The following is a 21,230-nucleotide window of genomic DNA, read 5'->3' as shown; positions in this document are numbered from 1 at the left end:
GGATCAGGGGGTGGGGTTCGTCCAGAGGTCGGTGATGGTGAGGCCGAGCTGGGCGAGGAGCTTGCGGGTGAGGGGGAGGCTGATGCCCAGGACGCTGGAGGGATCTCCGTCGACGCCCTCGATGAACCAGCCGCCGAAGCCCTCCAGGGTGAAACCGCCCGCGACGGAGAGGGGCTCGCCGGTGCCGATGTAGGCGTTGATCTCGTCCTCGGTGGGGGTCCCGAAGCGGACCGTCGTGCCCAGGTGGCCGGAGGTGCGATCGGTGATCTTCCCGTCGCGGACCCGGATGATCGCATGTCCGGTCAGGAGCTCGGCGCTGCGGCCGGAGTTCTGGGCCCAGCGCTTGGCGGCGACTTCCGGCGTGCCGGGCTTGCCGACGATCTCCCCGTCGGCCAGCAGCAGCATCGAGTCGCACCCGACGATCACCGCGTCGGGCTCCGAGAACTCGCCGGCGACCGCCTCGGCCTTGGCCTGCGCCAGCGCGGTGACCAGCTCGGCCGGGGCCGGATCGGTCATCGACGCGGCCACCGCGTCCTCGTCGACGCCCGAGACCTGCACGAGCGGTTCGATGCCGGCGGAGCGGAGCACGGAGAGGCGGGAGGGCGAGGCGGAAGCAAGCACGAAGCGCACGCGCCCGATGCTAGTGCGTGGTCCCACGCCGGCGGACGTGGTGCGGCGAACCGGGAGGCGGATCCGCATAGGCTGAGCGGGTGAGTGCTGAAGTTCTGCTTGATGGTGACCGGCTGCGCCGACGCCTGGTCGACGAAGGACCGTATTCCGCGCTGGAGGTGGTGGCCGTGACCGGCTCCACCAACTCGGACCTGGCCGTCGCCGCAGCCCGCGGAGCCGCCGACCGGACGGTGCTGATCGCCGAGGAGCAGAACGCCGGGCGGGGGCGGTTGCAGCGGCAGTGGATCTCGCCGCGCGGCGCGGGTCTGTTCGTGAGCGTGCTGCTGCGCCCCGGCGTTCCGCCGTCGGCGGTGGGGTGGATGCCGCTGATCGCCGGTGTCGCCCTCGCCGAGACCGTCGAGCGGACCACCGGGGTCCCCGCTGGCCTGAAGTGGCCCAACGACCTGCTGCTCGGTTCGGGCGAGGACTGGCACAAGGGCGCCGGGATCCTCTCCGAGGCGGTCGCGGAACCAGACGGGATCGCGCTGGTCCTGGGCATGGGAGTCAACGTCCGCCAGCAGAGCGACGAGCTGCCCACCGGCGCGGGCGGCCTGCCCGCCACCTCGCTGGCGGCCGAGGGTGCCGACGTGGACCGCGAGGTGTTCGCGGCGGAGCTGCTCGGCGCGCTCGCCGAGGTCGAGGGGCTGTGGCGGGACGCGAGTGGTGACGTGGTGTCCACCGGGCTGCTCGCCCGCTACCGCGAGCGGTGCCGGACTCTCGGCCAGCGCGTGCGGGTGGACCTGGGGGGCAGCGACCTGCACGGGGAGGCCGTCGACGTCGACGCCACCGGCAGGCTCGTGGTGCGCACCGAGACCGGTCGGACCACGGCCGTTTCGGCGGGCGACGTGGTGCACCTCCGCCGGAGCTGAGAGCGTTCTCCGCGCTCGAGCGCGGCCGGTAACGTGATTCGGAGACCGGCGTTCAGGGGTGAGGAAGGGGAACCGTGGCCTACCCAGACGGCCTGCTCCACGACGACGAGAACGTCGTCGTGCACAAGCATCCGCACTGGAAGATGTTGCTCGGCCCGGTGCTCGTGCTGTTCGTGGTGGTCGGTGGCGCTTCCTACCTGGCGGCGCTGGTGGCGAACACCCCGTGGCGGCTGCCGGTGTGGATCGCGCTCGGCGTGGTGGGCCTCGTGCTGATCGTCTGGTTCACGCTCGCCCCGCTGGCCCGCTGGCGGACCACGCACTTCGTGATCACCACGCACCGGCTGATGGTCCGCGAGGGTGTGTTCACCAGGTCCGGGATCGACATCCCGATGTGGCGGATCAACTCGGTGCGCTTCCGGCGCGGCCTGGTGGGCCGTGCTTTCGGCTGCGGCACGTTGGTGGTCGAGTCGGCGTCGGACGAGCCGCTGGCATTTGATGACATCCCGCAGGTCGAGCAGGTGCAGACGCTGCTCCACGGCGAGGTTGGCGATGGTGTTGGACATCGGGCGCAGGAGGGCTGAATGGGACCACGTGAGCTGAGCTTGCCGATGCGGGTCGTCCCACCGGATCCGGCGGGGTTGCCCGCCGAGGTGACGATCTGGGAGGTCGGCGCGCGCGACGGCCTGCAGAACGAGGGGGAGACCGTCCCGCTCGACGTGAAGCTGGAGTTCCTGGGGCGGCTGGCCGATGCCGGTCTGGCAGTGCTGGAGGCGACCAGCTTCGTGCACCCGAAGTGGGTTCCGCAGCTGGCCGACGCCGCCGAGCTGATCGACGGGCTCGACCAGGCCCCCGGCGTGCGGTACCCGGTGCTGGTGCCCAACGAGCGCGGTCTGGATCGCGCGCTCGACGCGAAGGTCCGCGACATCGCGATCTTCGCCGCGGCGTCCGAGACCTTCGCGCGGCGCAACCTCAACAGCGGGTTCGACGAGCAGTTCGCCATGTTCGAGCCGGTGGTGGGGCGCGCCGTCGGCGAGGGGATCGCCGTGCGCGGATACCTGTCGATGTGCTTCGGCGATCCGTGGGAAGGCCCGGTCCCGGTCGAGCAGGTCGTGGCGGCGGGCAAGCGGTTGCTGGAGATGGGCTGCCACCAGCTCTCGCTCGGCGACACCATCGGCGTGGCCACACCGGGTCACGTGGAGGCCCTGCTCCGCGCGTTCGTCGCGTCCGGGGTCGGGGTGGACGAGCTCGCGGTGCACTTCCACGACACCTACGGTCAGGCGCTGACCAACACCGCCACCGCGCTCCGCCACGGAGTGTCCACTGTGGATTCCTCGGCGGGTGGCCTGGGCGGCTGCCCCTACGCCAAGTCCGCGACTGGCAACCTCGCCACCGAGGACCTCGTCTGGATGCTCGACGGCCTCGGCATCCAGCACGGGGTCGACCTCGACAAGCTGGTCGACACCAGCGTCTGGATGGCCGAGCGGCTGGGGCGTCCGAGTCCCTCGCGGGTGGTCAAAGCACTGAGCTCGTGACCGCGCCGAGTCCGGTCCTGCACGCCGTGCAGGACCGGCCGGTGCTGGTCTGGCGCTGCACCCGGAAGTGGCCGGCGCTCTCCTCGGCGGCCTGCGGCAGCGGATCTGCCTGCTCACCGCGGTGGACGTGCGGCACGAGATCACCGCGACCGACGGCGGTGTTCGGGCGAGCGCGACCACCGGCGCCAACGCGCGCCCGTCTGGGCAGCGGCACCCGCCGACGAGCAGGTGCGGGCACGGCACGATCAACGCGATCTGCTGGTCACCGGGGCGCTTGCGCGCGAAGCGGCGCTGGTGGAACGGTGGCGACCGTCGCCGAGGCCACAACGCAGGCACTGCTGGACTTCGGAGTCGCGGGCACCGGAACGGTCACCGACGTCACGGCGGTCCTCTGCCCGGTTGACGGCGACCCCGAGCCCTGCGGCGGCCCCCGCTCCCGCGTCGGAGCGGCCCTGGCCCGCGCGGTCCGCGCAGCTGTGACGGCCGGGCCGCGCGTCGAGGACGCGCGTCGCGAACCGGCCTGAGGTCAATCCTGCTCGCGGGTCCCGAACATGCCGACGAAGCTGAAGCGCAGCACCCGGTCACCGCCGCGATCGCCGGTGCCGGTGATCTCCACCAGGCCCAGGTTCGGCTTGCTGCGTGAACGGCGCTGGCCGGTGACCTCCATGCCGAACTGGAGCACGTCACCCGGGAACACCGGGGCCAGCCAGGTCAGCTCGTTGCCCCCGGGCGAACCCTGCGAGGTCGAATCGGCCAGCACGTGATCGACGTAGGCGCGCATCCACAGCGACGCGGTGAACCAACCGGAGGCGCACAAGCCGCCCAGCACCGAGTTGCGGCCCGCCCCCTCGTCGAGGTGGAACGGCTGCGGGTCGAAGCGGGCGTTGAACTCCAGCATCTCCTCGCGGTCGATCTCGGTCTTGCCCAGATCGAACGTCCGCCCCGGCGTGAGGTCCTCGTACGCGATGGTGGCCATGACGCCATCTTCGCAGCTACCGGGCGCGGGCGGAGTTGAGAGGGTCCTCACAACCAGCGCCCGCGACCGGCGATTTCGGTGGCGATGAGCGCCGGAGTGGTGAAAAGCGCCCTCGCGCGTGGAACCATCGAACCGTCTGCGCGTCCCACCACGAGAGGCGCCGACGCACGCGGCAGGGGAGGGCAGCGGCAGTGCCGACCGACCACGGATCTCAAGTGGAAGAGCTGGTGGCCGACTACCGGCGGAGCCGGGAGCGGCTGTCCGACATCCGGCGCGACCTCGCCGCCGTCACCGCCACCGCGAGCAGCGACGACGATCGAGTGCGGGTGGTCGTCGGTCCGCAGGGGGCGCTGCGTGAACTCGTGATCGCCGACGACGCGGCCCAGCGGATGCGTCCGGCCGAGCTCGCGGCCACGATCGTCCGGCTCAGCACCGACGCCGCTCGCACCGCGGCAGAGCGCGCCGCGTTCGTGCTCGCCGACGTGCTCCCCGCCGGAACCGATCCGGAACTGCTGCTGGGACCACCCCCAGAACCGGTGTCGCGCAACGTTTCACGGCGGATCGACGATGATGCCGACGACGAGGACTTCTCGGACGCCAGCTGGTTGCAGCAGGGCCCGACGGGAAGGACGTGACCATGGGCGGTTTCCGCAGCGACATCGAGCGGTTGGCGCAACGGGCAGGTGAGTTCGAGGACCTGGCCGACCAGGCGCAACGCATCGCTGACACCGTTCGGCAGGCCGTGGAGTCCGCTGGCGCCTGCTGGGGTGACGACGAGTTCGGCGAGCGCTTCGCCGCAGTCCACGCGCCCCGCGCCGACGCAACCCTGGCCGCGGCGAGCGCGTTGCCGGGGCAACTGCACGCGCTGGGTCGGAAGTTCGCCGACACCGCCGAGACCTCCCGGCGAACCGACGCCGACAACGCCGACGAACTCCGCCGGCTCACCGGAGAGGGGTGAGCGGCGTGGGCATCGAACTCCCACCGGAACTCCGCGACGTCGCCGCCCGAGCCGGAGCCCGCTGGCCGGCCGCGGACGAAGACCTGATGCGTGACTCCGCCGCCGCCTGGCGCGAAGCGGCGAGCTCCCTCGACGCGCTCACCCGCAACGCCGACACCGTCGCGCAAGGCGCGCTCAACTCGTTCGACGGCGAGGCTGCCCAGGCCGCGGCCCGGGAGTGGAACGGCTTCATCGCCGACGGCGGACCGCTGCCCGCCACCGCGAAGCAGTGCCAGGCCAACGCTGACCGACTCGACCACGCGGCCGAGCAGATCAGCACCGCCAAGGTGGAGCTGGTGCGCGAACTCGTTTCGCTGGCCAAGCAGACCGACGCCGCCGAACAGGCCGCCGCGACCGGGAACCCGCAGGCCTTGGCCGGTCTCGACACGGCGCTCAGCGGCGCGGCCGCCAACGTCGCCCGCGTCCACGAGACGTTGTCCACCGCGCTCGGCTCCGGCGTCCCGGCAGCGGCGGAACAAGCGTCCGGTGCTCTGGCGGACATCGGCGCGACAGCAGGCCATACGCTGGAACCGGAAGCCGCAGTGGACGGTGCGGAACCTGGTGATGTCGGTGCTGTGATCGGAGAAGCGGAACGTGGCGTGGCGGGAACAGTCGGTGGTGCCCATGACACCGTCCGCGAACCGGTTCCGGAGGGTGGGTTCGGCGCTCCCGCCGCGCAGGGGTGGCAGCCGGGAATGACGGAGGCTGGAACCGGACCGATCCCGGTGATCGGTTCCGGCGGTCACGCCGGTTGGCGACCCGACGAGGCGCCCAACACCGCGCCCCAGGCATCGCACGCGGCCTGGGCGCCGCAGCCCGGTCAGCAGCCGCCGGCACCAGCACCGGGTTTCAACCCGTCCCAACCCCCACCGCCGCAGCAGCCGGGCGGTTACGCCGTCGCCGGAGGTCCCGGGGGCCCGCCACCCCAGCAGGGCGTGGCCGCCGCGCGCCCACCGCAACCACCCCCGGTCAACAGGGGGCCGATGGCCTTCGGGCAGGCCGGACCCGCACCGCAGCCGCCAGGTGGTCAGCCCCAGCACGTCCAGAACCAGCCCGCGTCCCACCAGCAGGTGCAGCGCGGAGCACTGCGCCCGCTGCCGCCGCAGGCCCCGGTCGCCCAGGAACCGCAGCAACGGCCGCTTCGCCACGGCCCGCGCAACGCCGACGTGGTCGCCTTCGTGCTGCACCAGTTCCCGATCGGCTACATGCCGGTCGCCTCCGACCAGGCCAGCCGCCAACTGCCGGTGCACGACGCGCCCGAGAACCGCGAGGGGTTGAACTTCCCGCCGCAGGACCACCCCCGCTCCGACCTGGTCGACGACACCGACGCCCTGCGCCGCGCCCAGAACACCGCGCTGTACGAAGAAGCGCGCCGCAACCGCGCCGAACCCGCGGAACGCGCAACACCTCCGGAAGAGCTGCTCGCCGAGCACGAGCCGCTCGGCGAGCTCAGCGAACTCGACTGGGAACGCCGCTACGAGATCCGCGACGGCGAGAGCACCCGGCACCGCTGGCCGCAGGCCGACGAGTTCCCGGAAGGCGGGTTCGAACCGGGCGAGGCCGTGGTGCTGGAACCGGATGCGGTCATCGATCTGTTCGGCACCGGTGACGGGCGGCTCTTCTGCGCTGCGGCAACGCCTTTCGCGCACCGCTCGCTGCCTCCCGCCCACGCCGAGCGGGACCATCGGCGCTACCGGCTGCTGCGGCCGCTCCCGGTGTGGCGGTCGGTGGCCGCGCCGTGGTTCGAGCAGCCGGGCCGCGGAGTCCGCTACCGCACCACCTATCCGGCCACCGACCTCGTCGGACTCGGATACCTGGTGGAACTGACCAAGTCCAGGGAGCTGTCGGAGGCCTCCACGTTGCGCCTGGTGCTCACCGGCACCACCGGCGGCGAGCCACCCTCGGAGGAGCACGATCGGCAACAGGAGAGCCCGCGATGAACAGCGAATCGGTACTCGGCTGGCTGATCGCGATGGGAGTGCCGGAGGAACTGGTCTCCATCGGTGCCGAAGCCGACGACGCGTGGTGCCTGCTGCGCACGGAGTCCGAGAACGGCCCGGGCTGGGAGGTCTTCTGGCGCGAGCAGGGCAACCGCTACGACTGGGCCAGCTTCAGCAACGAGCAGGTCGCCTGCTTCTACCTCTTCGGGCGCCTCACCTGGACTCAGGCTCTTCGTGGCGTCGTGGGACCGGTCGACGTCACCAACACCCCGCCTCAGGGAACTCCTGTCGTTCGGTGAGTCCTCTTGGTGGCGGAATCTTGAGCGGTGCTCTGGGTTCGTGGGCTGACTCACTGACAACTACTCAGTGGTCTTGTTGCTCGGCGGTGCCAGAAGCGGGACCTGAGCGGCTCTCTGCCTCCGGGATCCGAGACTTGTCCATGACCAATACCCACGGCGCTACGGCTGTCCTCCCCAGAGAGCCGCTGCGGCGGTGCCGGCTGCTTTGTGGGGGGGTGGTGAGAGAGCACCTTCGGTGCTTGCCTGACGGGTAGTCGGTAACTGGGTATCTGGCATTTGGGTTTCTGAGTAGTGCTACGGATGTTCGGGCGGCGCGTTGCCGGGAGCATGTCGGCATGTCGCAACCGCACCAGGGGGAAACCCTCCAGCTGGTCGCGAGTGAGCTCGCCGCGATCGGGCAGCGCCTGTCGTACCTGGGCAGCGTGCTGCAGACCGAGGCGGCCACCCGGCCCCAAGGAACCCCCGCGCAACCGGCCGCTCCGCAGCAGCCGCCCGCGGAACCGCTCCCCGAGCACCCGGCGCAGGCGGTGGCCGAGCCTCGGCGCCGGATCAGGCCGAACCTCGAACCGAGCCGCGTGCTGGCCTGGGTCGGTGGCGGCGTCACCCTGCTCGGCGTGGTGTTCCTGCTGGTCCTCGCCGTCCAGCAGGACTGGCTGGGCCCGGCCGCGCGAGTCGCCGGTGGGGCCGCGCTCGCGGCGCTGCTGATCGCCGCCGGTTGGTGGGTGCACCGCAAGGCCGCCGAACAGCGCATCGCCTCGATCGCGCTGGCCACCACGGGTTTCGCGGCCATGTTCCTCGACGTCGTCGCCGCGACCGCGCTCTACGGCTACCTCCCGGCCCCTGCGGGGCTGGGCACCGGCCTGCTCGTCGCGATCGGCGGGCTCGTTCTCGCGGACCGCTGGCAGGCGCAGCCGTTGGCGATCGGTGTCGTGCTCGGCTCCGCGATCTGCGCTCCGGTGATCACCCAGGGCGCTGACGCGCTGCTGATCGGCTTCGTGGTGCTGCTGCAGGTCGCGGCAGCCCCGGTTCAGGTGCGACGCGGCTGGGGCGGACTCGCGCTCGCCGCGGGCATCCCCACCGTGCTGGCCGCGCTGGTCGGCGCGTTCTGGGGACTGGCCTTCCCGAACCCCGTGCTGGTGCCCGCGATTCTGGCCGCCGCCGTGCTGGGCGTGGTCATCGCCGCCGTGACCGCCGGCTTCCGGCCCGCCGCCGAACGCACCGCCATCGGCCTGCTCGTCGCCGCGCCGACCCCGTCGTTCCTGGCCGGTCCGATGCTGCTGGAACGCGCCGAGGCCACCGCGACCGGCGCTGGCATGGCGCTGCTGCTGGCCGCGATCTGGGCCGTCGGTCGCTACCTGCCCGCCTTCGCCGACTGGCTGCCCGGCCGCTTCCTGGCCGCCGTCGGTGCGATGGCGGTCGTGGCCACCGGGCAGGCGACGATCACCGCGCTGGACGCGTCGAGCTGGGCCACCGGCCTGCTGTGCGAGGCGCTGCTGCTGACCGCGGCCGGGCACCTGCTGCGGCGCGGCGGGATCCTGCTGGGCGCCGCCTGCTACGCGGTGTTCGGGTTCTTCCTGGCCTTGGCCAACGAGGTGCCGATCAGCGCGCTGCTGTTCTCCGACGAGGGCACCGGCGTGGCCGGTCTGGTCGCGGGCCTGCTGATCGCCGTGGTGGCTGTCGCGCTGCCCTCCGCCGGGGTGCGGATCGGGAAGGTCGCCAGCCTGCCGGCCTCGCTGCCGCTGTGGGCCTCGGCCGCGCTGGCGCTGCTCTACGGCACCGCGAGCGCCACGATGGCCGCGTGCCTGTTGGTCAGCGAGTCGCGCGCAGCGTTCTTGACCGGCCACATCCTGATCACCCTGTGCTGGGTGGTGTTCGCGATCGCCCTGCTGCTGCGCGGGGTTCAGGTGCGGCACCTGCGCATCGGCGGACTGGTGCTCACGGCCGTGTCGCTGGCGAAGCTGCTGCTGTTCGACCTGGCCACGCTCGACGGCTTCGCCCGCGTGATCGCGTTCCTGTGCGCTGGACTGATCCTGCTCACCGCAGGCGTCGGCTACGCCCGGCTCCTCACCCGCCAAGGAGAACCCTCGGTCTGAGGGCTGTTGCTAGGCGGTAGCCGCTGTTCCAGGTGCGGGACTCACCCCGCTTGAGGTTGCGCACCCGCACCGCCCCGCGAAGCGGTGCCCCAGCAGTTCTCAGCGCTCCAGCAGGCGCAACGCTTCTTCGTGGAGAAGTCCGTTGGAGGACAGGGCGTTGCCTCCGTCGTAGCGGGCGACCCCTGCGAGGTCGGTGAACCTGCCGCCGGCCTCCTCCACGAGGATCTGCGCCGCCGCCACGTCCCACGGGTTGACGATGGGTTCCGCGGCGATGTCGATGACGCCCTCGGCGACCAGGCAGTGGTGCCAGAAGTCGCCGAACGCCCGGTTCTCCCAGCAGGCGTCGATCAACCGCAGGTAGGACTCCCGCGAGTGGTGCTCCACCCAAGTGCCCAGGTGGGTCGTGGACACGTAGGCGTCGGCGGTGTCGCTCACCCCGGACGTCGAGATCCGCTCGGGCTCGCCCTGACCGGTCCGGCACCAGGCGCCTTCGCCCGCCGCGGCCCACCAGCGCTTGCCCAGCGCCGGTGCGCTGATCATGCCCACCACCGGGCGCTGCTGGTCCACCAGCGCGATCAGGGTGGCCCAGGCGGGCACGCCGCGGAGGAAGTTCTTGGTGCCGTCGATCGGGTCCAGCACCCAGGCCCGGCCGTCGCCCGTCGTGCCGCCGCGCTCCTCACCGGCGACGACGTCACCGGGGCGGTGTTCGGCGAGCACCTCGCGCACCGCGTCCTCGACGGCCAGGTCGGCGTCGGTCACCGGGGTGCGGTCGGGTTTGCGGTCGACGCCGAGATCGCGGGCGCGGAAGCGCGCCGTGGTGATCGAGTCGGCAACATCGGCCAGCTGCTGGGCGAGATCGAGATCGCTGGTCACGTCCACAGACCCTAATCCGTCGCCACCGGTGACCTGGCCGAGGGCGGTAGGAGCGCGGTGATCGGCGGAGCCTTCCAGCGCCTCCAAGCCGCACCGCTGGGCGAAGGAAGTTCGGTGCAGGCTCTAGTCTGGAATGCGTGAGCGTGGTGTTGCTGGCAGAAGATGATCCGGCCATCGCGGTGCCGCTGTCCCGGGCGCTGCAACGCGAGGGCTACGCGGTGAAGGTGATCGCCGATGGTCCGTCGACGCTGCACACCGCCGCCGAGGGTGGCGTCGACCTGCTGGTTCTCGATCTGGGGCTGCCGGACATGGATGGCCTGGAGGTGTGCCGCAGACTGCGCGCGCGAGGCCGCGGACTCCCCGTCCTGATGCTCACCGCGCGCACCGACGAGGTCGACTTCGTGGTCGGCCTGGACGCCGGTGCCGATGACTACGTGGCCAAGCCGTTCCGCCTCGCCGAGCTGATGGCCCGCATCCGCGCGCTGCTGCGACGGGGCGCCCCGGAGACGCTGGAGGCGTCCGGGGTGCGCTTGGACCTGACGGCGCGCCGGGTGCTGGTCGACGAGCACGAGGTGCAGCTGGCGAACAAGGAGTACGAGCTGCTGCGGGTGCTGATGCAGCACGCGGGGCAGGTCGTGACCCGCGAGGAGATCCTCGAAGAGGTCTGGCCGGAGTCCGACCGCAAGGGCAGCAAGACCCTCGACATGCACATCTCGTGGCTGCGCAGGAAGCTCAGCGACAGCAACGGTCGGCTGGACGAGACCCGCATCGCCACCGTGCGCGGCGTCGGGTTCCGCTTCAACTCGGACTAGGAGCAGCTGAGGATGCGGCGAAGCCGCTGTTTCGGGTGCGGGACTCAGCCTGCACCGCCGCAGGTCCTGAGCGGTTTCGTGGCGGTTGCGCCGCGACGCCGCGCTCTGGCGCAGTTCAGGAGCGGCGCACGGAGTCCGCGGAGCCGGTGGGGTCCTGCCACTGGCACCGCCAAGCACAGCAACCCCGTCAACAGGATCTAGTCGCCGATGCGTCGCCGGATCTTGCAGGCCACGTTGCTCGCGGTGGCCGTCACCACGGTCGTGCTGGGGCTCCCGCTGGGCTTCAGCGCGCTCAAGCTCGTCCAGGACCTCACGGGTGCCGACCTGTCGACGCGGGCGCAGCAGATCGCCACGCTCCTCGACGAGCAGGTCGCCAACCAGCGCCCGATCGACCTCAACGCCGTGCGGCTGGCGGTTCCCGAGGGAGCCCGCCTGGTGGTGCGAACCCAGGCGCACGACTACGTCTACGGGCCCGATCCCGGTGAGAACCCGCTCGTGCAGAGCGTGCCGATGGTGCAGAGCGGCACGGTGACCATCGCCGCGCCCAGCGCTCCGGTGCGCACCCAGCAGCTCCAGGTCGCGGGGCTGGTGCTGATGCTCGTGGTCCTGTCCGCGGGCACCGGCATGATCGTCGCCTCGGTGACGGCGCGACGGCTCGCCGATCCGCTCCGCCACGTCGCGGCGAGGGCCGCGCGGCTCGGCGCGGGTGACTTCCGGCCCGATCCCCAGCGGCACGAGGTGCCCGAGCTCGACCGGGTCGCCGACGCGCTGGACGCCTCCGGCGCGGCGCTGTCCCAGCTGGTGCAGCGGGAACGCGAGCTCGTCGGGGACGTCTCGCACCAGCTGCGCAGCCGCCTGACCGCGTTGCACCTGAGGTTGGAGGCGCTGGCAGCGGTCGACGACGCCGACGTCTCAGAGGAGGCGGGCGCTGCGCTGGAGCAGGCCGAGCGGCTCTCCGCGGTGCTCGACGACCTGCTGGCCGCGGCGACCGCGGCGCGCGCCCGCGACGCCGAGCCGCTCGACGTGACCAGCCTGCTCAACCAGGTCGCCGACGAGTGGCGCGAACCGCTGCGGAATCACGGCCGCACCTTGCGGCTCAAGATCGGTGACGAGTTGCTGGCGCGCGCCACCCCGGCGCGGCTGCGCGAAGCGGTCGGCGTGCTGCTGGACAACGCGCTGCGGCACGGCGAAGGCCCGGTCACGCTCACCGCCAGGCACGGCAGTGGCACGGTGCTGATCGAGGTCTCCGACGCCGGATCGGGCGTGCCTGACGAGCTGGTCCCGCACGTCTTCGAGCGCGGCTTCTCCGGGCACGGCTCCACCGGGGTCGGTTTGGCGCTGGCCAGGGCGCTGGTGGAGGCCGACGGAGGTCGCCTGGAGCTCAGCCAGGCGCGTCCGGCGATGTTCGAGGTGTTCCTCAGGGTGGCCCGCGCCGACGACGTGCTGGGACTGCTGTGGAAGCCGGAACCCACCCCGCGCTGACCCTCAGCGCGCCAGCGCTCGGTCGTTCTCCGGGGTGTCCTCGTCGTGGTCGGTGGGGAAGACCCACTTGCGGAAGGCCCACCAGCGGAACGCCATGCCCAGCAGCAGCCCGACGATCTGCCCGGCGGTGAAGTCGGCGATCTCCTCGATCAGCCTGCTCGTGTAGGGCGTTTGCAGGTGGAGCGTGTAGCGGGAGACCCACAGCGGCGCGGAGTACAGGCCGACCCCGATGCCGCTGATGATGAAGTACAGCGTCGCCTCGTGATGCCTGCGATGACCGCCGCGCGTGCGGAACGACCAGTCCCGGTTGAGCACGTAGGACACCAGCGTCGCCACCAGCACCGCGATGACCTTCGAAGTCACGGGTTTGGGCGAGAGGATCGTCAGCTTGAGCGCGTAGAAGATGCCCGTGTCGATGAAGAAGGTGATCGCGCCGACGACGCCGAACTTGAGCAGCTCGCGGTACCGCAACGCGAAAGCCCGGTACGGCTGCGGAACCCGCGCGAGTACCGAATCTGCAACGGACACGCCTCAAGTCTACGGAGGCGCGCCGCGCGTCCCTGGGCCAGGACCGGAGTACGCCACTTCTCTTCCCGCTGCTCGTTCCGACCTCGATCGGACCAGCGATGGAGGTCGGAACGAGCGTTGACCAGGTCAGGAGCCCGGCGCCGTGGTGCTCGACGTGGTCGGGCGGGCCGTGATGGACGAGGACGGCGGTGCGGTCGTCATCGACGGAGGCGTCGACGGAGACGTCGACGACGAGCTCGGAGTCGTCGTGGTCGTCGGTGGCGGTGCGCTCGTCGTCGTGGGCGGGACCGTGGTCGGCGACGGCTGCGGCGGCGGAACCGGGCGCTCGTGCGACGGCGGGCGGCGGTGCCCGTGCCCGTGCTCCCACGGTCGGTCGTGACCGTCGCCGTGCCCGTTCCCGGGGGTTCGCGGCGGCTCACCGGCGTGGCCCGGCGGCCACCACGGTGGTAGGTCCGGCCGGGTGCTGGTCGTCGTCGACGTGGTCGTTCCGGTGGTGGTCGACGGTGGGGTCGGTGCCGGTGGCTTCGACGGCGACCAGGGCGACCACAGGTGCAGCGCCACGGCCTGCCGATCGGTCGCCTCGCCCAGCGTCGCGGTGATGGGGACCCAGACGTCGTGCCGGTGACGCCCGTCGACGCTCACCGCGTCCGGTCCGTGCGCGGGCCACCACGGGTGGCCCGGGTGCTCGCGGTCGCTGGAGAGCCACAACTCGCGGTAGAAGCCCTCGTGCGGCGCGAGATCGTCTGCAGCGCAGGTCACGACGTGACCGACGGCGGTGCAGCCGTTCGGCACGACGTCGGCTCCGATGCCCTCGGGCAGCTCGGCCACCACTTCGGCGCGACCGGTGCTGGCGCCGGTGTTTCGCACCCCGATCGCGATCCGGCCGCTGTCCATCCACGGCTGGTCCCACGCCCAGGCGTGGAGATCGACTCGGTCGACCGGCTTCGGCGGTGCCGGCGGTCCGGGTCGGGGTGGGGGGAGCACGATCACCGGAACCGCGGGAAGCCGCAGGTTGGTCTGGCCACCGGCGGTGATGGACGCGGTGATCTCGCCGCCGCGGGTGGCCGACTCCTCGGCCCGCACCAGGTAGTCGAAGACCATCGACTCACCGGGCTGCAGGCCCCGGTCGGTGGTGCAGGTGATCGTGCCGCTCCAACCGTTGCAGCGCATCTGCGGCGACGTGCTCGCCGGGTCGGACACGGCAGCCGGGAGCTGCGCTGTCACGCCCGGGGGCAGCGCCATCGTCGAGGTGAGCGGCACCGAGGGGCCGGTGCCGCTGTTGGTCACCCCGATCGGCACCGACACGGGCGCACCCCCGGCGACCAGCTGCAACGGCTGCGAGCGACCGGTCGCGTTGAGCGAAGGCGTCGCAGCGGGTGGGGACGGGGGGAGCGCCGGAGCCGGAGCGGGCGCGGGAGCGGCGGGCGCCGCAGGCGGTGCGGCCGGTGGCGCCGCAGTTGGTCCGGGAGCCGGTGCCGGCGCGGGCTGTTCCGCGGCGGGTGGAGCGGCAGGTGCCTGCGCGACCGGGATCGACTGGTCGGCGCCCGAAGTCATGGCGACCGCGATCGCGGCCGCCAGCACGGCGGAAGCGACACCCGCGGTCACCGCCTGGTGAGTACCCGAGCTGGTCGCGCCCCCGGCGGCCGCACCGGCACCACCGGCGAGGAGCGCCGCGGCACCGGTACCACCGGGGGAAACCGCGGCGAGGTAGCCGGTGGCGGTGACGCCCAGGACCAGCGGCGCGATGATGACCCGCAGCGCGCCGTTGACGTCAGCGAGCTCGGCCGCCAGCGCCCGGCACCGGTCGCAGGTGTCCAAGTGGGTCTCGACCTGCGCTGTCTCGCGCTTGGACAGGCCACCTCGGGTCCACGCGCCCAGCTTGTCGACGGCGGCCCGGCACCGCTCGGCACCCGAGCCGGTGGCTTCCAGCTGGCCGAGGTGGACCTGCAAGTAAGCCTGCCGGAGTCCTTCCCTGGCGCGGTAGGCCAGCGCGGACACGCCGTTGGGCCTCAGCCCGAGCAGCGGGGCCACCTCGGCGGGTGACTGTCGTTCGATCTCGACGTGCCAGAGCACGGTCTGCCAGCGCTCCGGCAGCCGGGAGAACGCCTGCGCGGCGAGGGTGCGCTCCAACCCGTCGACGGCCGTATCGGTGAACGGCGCGCTGACGTCGGCACCGGAGACCTCGGCGACGTCGTCGGCCAGCTGCACCTTGCGTTCGCGCCGGGTCCGGTCGTAGGCGCTGTGCCGCAGCGCGGTCAGCAGGTAGGCGCGGAAGGCCGTGGTGGGACCGCGTCCTTCGCGCAACGTGTCGAGGACCTTGGCGAACGCCTCGGAGACGAGGTCGTCGACCTCGGCTGCGGACTTGGCGACCTGGCGGGCCATGATGTGGGCCGCCGCCACGTGCCGCTCGTAGAGCTCGCCGTAGGCATGCGTCGAACCGCCGCGAACCTCTTCCAGGAGCTCACCATCGCTGGGGCTCTCGAGTTCTGCTGGAACAGCCGCCACGTCGCACCTTCCTCCCCGCAGGGGGCATGTCCTCGTCATCCTCGGAGCTCGGTTGGTGGGACCACCTGTTGTGGAATTCGCCGAACGTTGTGATCGGAATCGTATGGGCAAGCAGCGAGTCCACCGTCATGGGCAACCGCCTGCTCCGACTCGCTCGAGTGGGCCCAATGGGGAGCGACGGTGAGCGTGCGGGACTGGCAACTGAGGGGCTTCGGCAGCGGATGCTGGAGCGAGCGGTGCGCTCGCGCTGGCGGACGGAAGCCCAGCAGCGGGGTGGGCGTTTCCCGGCGTTGGGAGGTTCCGGCCGTGGACGCCGTGTGCTCGGCCGTCGTGGCGGACGACGACCTGTCCGATCCGCTGGCGGAACTGGGCGCGTCGCGCGCAGGGACCTCGCAGCACTGCACGCCGCAGCTGCGCAGCCGCTGCCAGCAGGGGCAGTGGGTGATCGAGCACCGGCTGGCCGCGGACCCGGCGCTGGGCGACTGCGGCAGATCCGGTTCCATGAGGAGGCGCTGGCGGGCGATCACGCGGAGGTGCGCCGGTTGCTCGCCGCGTCATGATCACGCGCGGCGAGCTGTGAACCAGGTCGCGCTAGTCCGTCCCGGTGCAGGTGTGAGGGTTGTTCCGCCTTAAGCTGGATGGGTGGACCAGCGCACCGGAACCCCAGTTGTCGGCATGATCGGCGGTGGCCAGCTCGCCCGGATGACGCACCAGGCGGCGATTCCGCTCGGGCAGTCGCTGAAGGTGCTGGCGAACTCCGCGGACGAGTCCGCTGCGCTCGTGGCGTCGAACGTCGAGTTCGGCAACCACACCGACCTGGAGGCGCTCAAGACCTTCGCGCAGGGCTGCGACGTGGTCACCTTCGACCACGAGCACGTTCCCGGCGATCACCTCCGCGCGCTCGAGGCCGCCGGGGTCTCGGTGCAGCCGCGCCCCGACGCGCTGCTGCACGCCCAGGACAAGCTGGTGATGCGCCGCGAGCTCGCCGAACTGGGCCTGCCGGTTCCGCCGTTCGCCGAGATCACCTCGGTCGATGACGTGCTGAAGTTCGGCGCCGAGCACGGCTTCCCGTGCGTGCTCAAGACCGCGCGCGGCGGCTACGACGGTCGGGGCGTGTGGATGCTCGACTCCGCCGAGGGCGCCGAGCGCACCGTCTCCGAGCTGCTCGACGGCGGTGCGACGCTGCTGGCCGAGCAACGGGTGCCGCTGCGCCGCGAGCTGGCCGCGCTCGTCGCGCGCTCGCCGTTCGGGCAGGGCGCGGTGTGGCCGCTGGTGGAAACCGTGCAGGAGGACGGCATCTGCGTGCAGGTGCTGGCACCCGCGCCGGACGCCTCGCCGGAGCTGATCGAGCGGGCCCAGGACATCGCCCTCAACGTCGCCGAGTCGCTGGGCGTCACCGGCGTGCTGGCGGTGGAGCTGTTCGAGACCACCGACGGCTTGGTGATCAACGAGCTGGCGATGCGCCCGCACAACTCCGGCCACTGGACCATCGAGGGGTCCCGCACCTCGCAGTTCGAGCAGCACCTGCGCTCGGTCCTCGACTACCCGCTGGGCAGCACCGAGCAGACCGCGCCCGCCGTGGTGATGGCGAACCTGCTGGGTGCCGAGGTCGAGCCGACGATGAGCGTCGACGAGCGGCTGCACCACCTGTTCGCCCGCTACCCGCACGCCAAGGTGCACCTCTACGGCAAGAGCGAGCGCCCCGGCCGCAAGCTGGGCCACATCACCGTTCTCGGCGACGAGATGGCCGAGGTCCGCGAGCAGGCACGGCTTGCGGCGCACTGGCTCTCCGCGGGCGAGTGGCTCGACGGCCACGAAATCCACTGACGTCCAGCAACTTTCGACATCCCAGGAGGTCCGCGTGAGTGAGCAGCCGCTCGTTGGCGTGATCATGGGCAGCGACTCCGACTGGCCGGTGATGCAGGCGGCCGGTGACGCGCTCACCGAGTTCGACGTCCCCTTCGAGGTCGGCGTCTACTCCGCGCACCGCACGCCGCAGCGGATGCTCGACTACGCACGCGGGGCCGCCGACCGCGGGCTTCGAGTGATCATCGCCGGCGCAGGCGGCGCCGCGCACCTGCCGGGCATGGTCGCCTCGGCGACGGTGCTGCCGGTGATCGGCGTCCCGGTGCCCCTCAAGCACCTGGACGGCATGGACTCCCTGCTCTCCATCGTCCAGATGCCCGCAGGGGTTCCGGTCGCCACGGTCTCGGTCGGCGGAGCCCGCAACGCGGGCCTCCTCGCGGTCCGCACCCTGGCCACCGACTCCGGCGACCTCGGCGCACGCCTCCGCCGCCAGATGGCGAGCTTCCAGGCGGACCTCGAAACCATGGTCCACGAGAAGCACGCAGCCCTTCAGACCAAGGCCACGAACCCCTGACCTCCCACCAGCCGAGCACACCCACCTCGAAGCCGACCAGATCACGGTTGTGGGTTCGGCTCACCGGGGTTTTCCGCGTCCGGATCACGGCGGTCGTCGGGTCACCCCGGTGCGCGTGGGCGAGAGGGGACGTTGTTCGAGTGCGGGGCCGGGTCAGCCCAGTTGGTTGACCATGACCGCTTCTTGGGCTGTGCCGATGGGACCCTCGATGTCGTAGAGATGGGCGTGAGCGGTGCCGATGCCGGTGAGTTGGACGTCGCGTCGCATCTCCACGCCGAGCCACTCTCCCCGCAACTCGCGGTGCAGGTGGAGAGATACGTCGGTGTTGATCCAGGGGCCGAACAGCTCGCCGACCGGGCTCGCGGCGCTGATCGCGTCGGCGAGGATCGCCACGTGCGACAGCGGGCTGAGGCGTTCACCCGGTAGCAGCGGAAGCGGCATTCGCATCCACGCGCGGCTGGTGCCGGTGGCCGACTGGTCGGCGATCCACCGCACCTGCATCACGTCGTGCACTCCCCAGCGCAGCCCCAGCTCCGGCGGGAGCAGCGTGCGGTCCTCCAGGCCGTCGGGGCCGTCGAACGGCACCGCGGAGTCGGGCGCCGGTCCGTCGAGGTCGGAGCGTCGCAGCAGGTGGGCGGTGGCGTTGGTGTGCAACCGGCCGTCGATGTGCAGCCCGGCTCGCACCACCTGGAGCCGCTTGCCGGTGCGCAGCGGACGCACCTCGATCGACAGCGGGACTCGCGGCACCGGGCGCATCAGGTCCACGGTGAGCCTGGCGACGAACAGGTCCGGGTCGTCGTTGGCCGCTTCGATGGAGCGGGCGATCAGGCCCGCCACCGGGCCACCCCCGGTCAGCTCGCCCCAGGGGTTACCGGACGCCTCGTTCGGGACGAAGAACTCGCCCTCGGTGCGGAAGAGTGACTGCGCAGCACGCATCCGTCGGTGTTACCCAAGAGTAGGTAGTGGGTCCCGGCGTTGTGCGTGAGGCCTCTCAGAAGCCGAGTTCGACGGTCGTGCGCTCGTCGGCGCGCCGCTTGTCGAGCTTGGCGGGGTCCGGGTTGGTGCAGTGCACGAGCGCGGCCTCCGCGGCGAGCACCGCGAGCAGCCCGTCCACGACGCCTCCGGGCAACGTCCAGTCCAAGGTGGACAGAACGCGGTCGTCGCGGCCGATTCCCAGCTCACCCGCGCGGCGCCTCGCCAGCTCCAGCACCTCGTCCACCGACTTGCCCAGCAGCGCGGATGAATCCCCGGCGGCAGGCGTGATCGGGCTGAAGTCATCGCCGTGCACGCGGATGTCCGACACGTAGTCCACGGCGTCGGCGGGCAGGCCGCGAACCGGTGCCCCCAGCGGGTCCAGGCCGACGGCGGCCACCACGTGCGCGCCCTCGCCGCGCGCGAGCTCCGCGGCCGGTACGAACGCGACCTCCGCGCCCGCGGCTTCGTCGGTCACGTGCGCACCTGCCCACCAGGCGCCCAGCAGCACGCCGGCCGTCTGCCAGTGCGCGGGCAGCGACACCGAGACCGGTGTCCCCGGCTCCAGGTCGATCTCGTCCACCAGCCAGTTCGCCGTCTTGGCCGCCCAGTTCGCGGTGGTGGCGCGGGAGAGCTCGATGCGAGCACCGGTGGCGTCGTCGTAGTGCGTGATCAGCGGTTTGGGCGCGCCGCTCGCCAGCAGCGGACCGAGAAGTGCCTGGGTGATGCTCATGCGCGCAGCCTAACCGGCTAGTTCACGCAGGGGACGTCGCCGTCGGAGGTGATCGGTCGTTGCCGGGCGGTCCCGTCCAAGCGCAGGCCCGGTTTCGGGGCCAGCCCGGGTGCGTGGGCGGACAGGCCGGCGAAGAACCGCTGCACGGCCGCGCGGTCGATGGAGACGATGCTCTGGCCCCGATCGTCGCGCGCGCCCGCGCTGAGCACCGGCATCGTCACGAAGTTGACCCGTCCCGCGGCGATCTGCTGCATCTGCTGCACGAAACCCAGCGCGTCCCAGTCCTCGTCGAGTTCGACCGTGCGCTGGGTCGCCGCGGTCAGGTCGTTGACCATCGCGGGATCCGTGAGCGTGCCGGTCGAGAGCACCTTGTTCGCCAACGCCGCCATGAACACCTGCTGACGCACGATGCGGTCCAGGTCGCCGCGCGGCAGGCCGTGCCGCTGGCGGACGAACGACAGCGCGTCGCCGCCGGTGACGGTGTGCCGTCCGGCGCTGAAGTCGGCCCCTGAATCCTTGTCGCTGGTCGCGTGGTTGAGGCAGACCTCGACACCGCCGACGGCGTCGGTGAGCTCGAAGAACCCGAGGAGGTTGATCTCGGCGTAGTGGTCGATGCGCATGCCGGTGAGCGTCTGCACGGTCTGCACCAGCGCGCGCTGCCCAGCGACCTTCGAGCGGTGCTCGACCTCGACGGCCGGCAGGTTCTGCCCTTCCAGTTCGTCAGCAGTGGCCTTCTTGGTGAGCCCGTACACCGAGTTGATCTTGTCGGCGCGGCCGGAGGGCGTCTCGGTGTAGGTGTCGCGCGGGATGGACACCGCGGTCGGAGCCGCGCCGCTGTGCGGGACGCGGATGAGCACCAGGCTGTCGGTGTTGAGCCCGCCGGTGGCCTCGGTGCGCAACTGCTTGAGGACCTTCAGCGGCAACGGATTGCCTTGCGCGTCCGTGCGGCTGTCGCTGCCGACCAGCAGCACATCGGTGGCCCCGTCGTCGGGCGGGGGAGCGTGCGGCACCTCGGCGAGCACCTTCGCGGAGCTGACCTCACTGAGCCGGTCGATGACGAACCAGCCGACGGCACTGAGCCCCAGCACGACGACTGAGGCGAATGCCACCACGCTTCGGCCCGCGATCCGCGCCGCTGAGCGGGACCGGCCGGACGACGGGACTTCGGCGCCGTCCGGCTCGGGGAGCTCCTGGCCCTGATCCGGTTCCGGTTCGTCCACCGAGCCCTCCCCCTGGGTTTGTGTCGACGATTCACATTAAACCGCCGAGGATCATGCTTAAAGCCGGAGGAGGGGAACCTTTCGGTCACGTCGCGAGGGGAACGTCACGGTTGTGAGGAGGGGAACTTTCCGCTCACCTCGCGAGCGGAGGTCCGGAGGGGAACTTTCCGCTCAAGCCGCGAAGTGAGCCCTGAACGCGGCGAAGCCCGCACCGGTGCGGCGCGGGCTTCGGGCGGAGGTGGCGTCGGTCAGAACAGGACGCCGTGTTGCCGTCGATTGCGATCGGGCCTGGCCCCACGCAGGACCGACCGCACGTGGGATCGCGGCCCCGATGCGGTCGGTGGATCCAG

Annotated in this window: 23 protein-coding genes; 14 read left to right on the top strand and 9 right to left on the bottom strand. The window is 71.7% G+C overall.

What is annotated here, in order from left to right; translation table 11 throughout:
- Positions 1–3: 3 nt before the first annotated feature.
- Complete coding sequence (locus E1161_RS02745; RefSeq protein ID WP_132619174.1) at positions 4–630, bottom strand: Maf family protein; 627 nt, start codon at positions 628–630, stop codon at positions 4–6.
- 80 nt (positions 631–710) lie between these two features.
- Between E1161_RS02745 and E1161_RS02740 the strand changes: the two genes are divergently transcribed.
- The 3 genes from E1161_RS02740 to E1161_RS02730 all read left to right on the top strand — a co-directional run bounded on the left by E1161_RS02740 (position 711) and on the right by E1161_RS02730 (position 3,070).
- Positions 711–1,538, top strand: coding sequence for a biotin--[acetyl-CoA-carboxylase] ligase (locus tag E1161_RS02740; protein WP_132619172.1), 828 nt, complete (start codon positions 711–713; stop codon positions 1,536–1,538).
- Between the two features lie 74 nt (positions 1,539–1,612).
- Entirely contained in the window at positions 1,613–2,119 is a 507-nt protein-coding gene (locus tag E1161_RS02735; protein ID WP_132619170.1) for a PH domain-containing protein, read from the top strand.
- The gene (locus tag E1161_RS02730; protein ID WP_132619168.1) at positions 2,120–3,070 is read left to right on the top strand and encodes a hydroxymethylglutaryl-CoA lyase; all 951 of its coding nucleotides are present in this window, start codon (positions 2,120–2,122) and stop codon (positions 3,068–3,070) included. It begins immediately after the preceding gene.
- On the opposite strand, the gene E1161_RS27850 is transcribed toward E1161_RS02730, so the two are convergent.
- The gene (locus E1161_RS27850; protein WP_235874738.1) at positions 3,051–3,308 is read right to left on the bottom strand and encodes a hypothetical protein; all 258 of its coding nucleotides are present in this window, start codon (positions 3,306–3,308) and stop codon (positions 3,051–3,053) included. The genes E1161_RS02730 and E1161_RS27850 overlap by 20 nt on opposite strands.
- Between E1161_RS27850 and E1161_RS28615 the strand changes: the two genes are divergently transcribed.
- Positions 3,192–3,473: a hypothetical protein gene (locus E1161_RS28615; protein WP_408011928.1), complete on the top strand. Its 282-nt coding sequence runs from the start codon at positions 3,192–3,194 to the stop codon at positions 3,471–3,473. The genes E1161_RS27850 and E1161_RS28615 overlap by 117 nt on opposite strands.
- Positions 3,373–3,594: an adenosylcobinamide amidohydrolase gene (locus E1161_RS28285; protein ID WP_268951360.1), complete on the top strand. Its 222-nt coding sequence runs from the start codon at positions 3,373–3,375 to the stop codon at positions 3,592–3,594. Before E1161_RS28615 ends, E1161_RS28285 begins: the two co-directional genes overlap by 101 nt.
- A 2-nt stretch (positions 3,595–3,596) precedes the next feature.
- On the opposite strand, the gene E1161_RS02720 is transcribed toward E1161_RS28285, so the two are convergent.
- Positions 3,597–4,046 (bottom strand): MaoC family dehydratase, encoded by a 450-nt coding sequence (locus tag E1161_RS02720; protein ID WP_132619166.1) that lies wholly within the window; start codon positions 4,044–4,046, stop codon positions 3,597–3,599.
- 191 nt (positions 4,047–4,237) lie between these two features.
- Here E1161_RS02720 and E1161_RS02715 point away from each other — a divergent pair, with 191 nt between their 5' ends.
- From E1161_RS02715 to E1161_RS02695, 5 genes are all read left to right on the top strand, one after another.
- Positions 4,238–4,681: a YbaB/EbfC family nucleoid-associated protein gene (locus tag E1161_RS02715; RefSeq protein ID WP_132619164.1), complete on the top strand. Its 444-nt coding sequence runs from the start codon at positions 4,238–4,240 to the stop codon at positions 4,679–4,681.
- Between the two features lie 2 nt (positions 4,682–4,683).
- A complete protein-coding gene (locus E1161_RS02710; RefSeq protein WP_132619162.1) occupies positions 4,684–5,004 on the top strand; it encodes a hypothetical protein in 321 nt (106 codons plus the stop codon).
- Positions 5,005–5,009: 5 nt separating this feature from the next.
- On the top strand, positions 5,010–6,983 hold the full coding sequence (locus E1161_RS02705) for a TNT domain-containing protein (RefSeq protein ID WP_132619160.1): 1,974 nt from the start codon (positions 5,010–5,012) through the stop codon (positions 6,981–6,983).
- Positions 6,980–7,282 carry a hypothetical protein gene (locus E1161_RS02700; RefSeq protein ID WP_132619158.1) on the top strand — a complete coding sequence of 101 codons (303 nt, stop codon included), beginning with the start codon at positions 6,980–6,982 and terminating at the stop codon, positions 7,280–7,282. The genes E1161_RS02705 and E1161_RS02700 overlap by 4 nt, the downstream gene beginning before the upstream one ends.
- 335 nt (positions 7,283–7,617) lie before the next feature.
- On the top strand, positions 7,618–9,375 hold the full coding sequence (locus E1161_RS02695) for a DUF2339 domain-containing protein (protein ID WP_132619156.1): 1,758 nt from the start codon (positions 7,618–7,620) through the stop codon (positions 9,373–9,375).
- Between the two features lie 99 nt (positions 9,376–9,474).
- Here the strand turns inward: E1161_RS02695 and hisN are convergent, their stop codons facing one another.
- Positions 9,475–10,248 carry a histidinol-phosphatase gene (hisN, locus tag E1161_RS02690; RefSeq protein WP_132619154.1) on the bottom strand — a complete coding sequence of 258 codons (774 nt, stop codon included), beginning with the start codon at positions 10,246–10,248 and terminating at the stop codon, positions 9,475–9,477.
- A gap of 137 nt (positions 10,249–10,385) precedes the next feature.
- Here hisN and E1161_RS02685 point away from each other — a divergent pair, with 137 nt between their 5' ends.
- Both E1161_RS02685 and E1161_RS02680 read left to right on the top strand, forming a co-directional pair.
- Positions 10,386–11,060 carry a response regulator transcription factor gene (locus tag E1161_RS02685; protein WP_132619152.1) on the top strand — a complete coding sequence of 225 codons (675 nt, stop codon included), beginning with the start codon at positions 10,386–10,388 and terminating at the stop codon, positions 11,058–11,060.
- Positions 11,061–11,267: 207 nt separating this feature from the next.
- A complete protein-coding gene (locus E1161_RS02680) occupies positions 11,268–12,542 on the top strand; it encodes an ATP-binding protein (RefSeq protein ID WP_132619150.1) in 1,275 nt (424 codons plus the stop codon).
- A 3-nt stretch (positions 12,543–12,545) separates the two neighbouring features.
- Here the strand turns inward: E1161_RS02680 and E1161_RS02675 are convergent, their stop codons facing one another.
- Complete coding sequence (locus tag E1161_RS02675) at positions 12,546–13,070, bottom strand: GtrA family protein (RefSeq protein ID WP_132619148.1); 525 nt, start codon at positions 13,068–13,070, stop codon at positions 12,546–12,548.
- A 126-nt stretch (positions 13,071–13,196) separates the two neighbouring features.
- A complete protein-coding gene (locus E1161_RS27500) occupies positions 13,197–15,575 on the bottom strand; it encodes a sigma-70 family RNA polymerase sigma factor (RefSeq protein WP_235874727.1) in 2,379 nt (792 codons plus the stop codon).
- Positions 15,576–16,217: 642 nt separating this feature from the next.
- On the opposite strand from E1161_RS27500, the gene E1161_RS02665 reads away from it, so the two are divergent.
- A complete protein-coding gene (locus tag E1161_RS02665; protein WP_132619146.1) occupies positions 16,218–17,402 on the top strand; it encodes a 5-(carboxyamino)imidazole ribonucleotide synthase in 1,185 nt (394 codons plus the stop codon).
- Positions 17,403–17,466: 64 nt separating this feature from the next.
- The gene (gene purE / locus E1161_RS02660; protein ID WP_132619230.1) at positions 17,467–17,955 is read left to right on the top strand and encodes a 5-(carboxyamino)imidazole ribonucleotide mutase; all 489 of its coding nucleotides are present in this window, start codon (positions 17,467–17,469) and stop codon (positions 17,953–17,955) included.
- Between the two features lie 153 nt (positions 17,956–18,108).
- On the opposite strand, the gene E1161_RS02655 is transcribed toward purE, so the two are convergent.
- Genes E1161_RS02655 through E1161_RS02645 form a run of 3 tightly spaced genes read right to left on the bottom strand, consistent with a single transcriptional unit; the run spans position 18,109 to position 20,880 of the window.
- Positions 18,109–18,891 (bottom strand): thioesterase family protein, encoded by a 783-nt coding sequence (locus tag E1161_RS02655; protein ID WP_132619144.1) that lies wholly within the window; start codon positions 18,889–18,891, stop codon positions 18,109–18,111.
- Between the two features lie 55 nt (positions 18,892–18,946).
- Complete coding sequence (locus E1161_RS02650; protein WP_132619142.1) at positions 18,947–19,660, bottom strand: TIGR03089 family protein; 714 nt, start codon at positions 19,658–19,660, stop codon at positions 18,947–18,949.
- Positions 19,661–19,677: 17 nt separating this feature from the next.
- A complete protein-coding gene (locus E1161_RS02645; RefSeq protein ID WP_132619140.1) occupies positions 19,678–20,880 on the bottom strand; it encodes an LCP family protein in 1,203 nt (400 codons plus the stop codon).
- Between the last annotated feature and the right edge of the window lie 350 nt (positions 20,881–21,230).

Source organism: Saccharopolyspora aridisoli (assembly GCF_004348445.1).
In the GTDB taxonomy this organism is placed as follows: Bacteria; Actinomycetota; Actinomycetes; order Mycobacteriales; family Pseudonocardiaceae; genus Saccharopolyspora; species Saccharopolyspora aridisoli.
The sequence above is the reverse complement of the archived record's forward strand: the minus strand, read 5'-3'. Positions and strand labels throughout refer to the sequence as shown.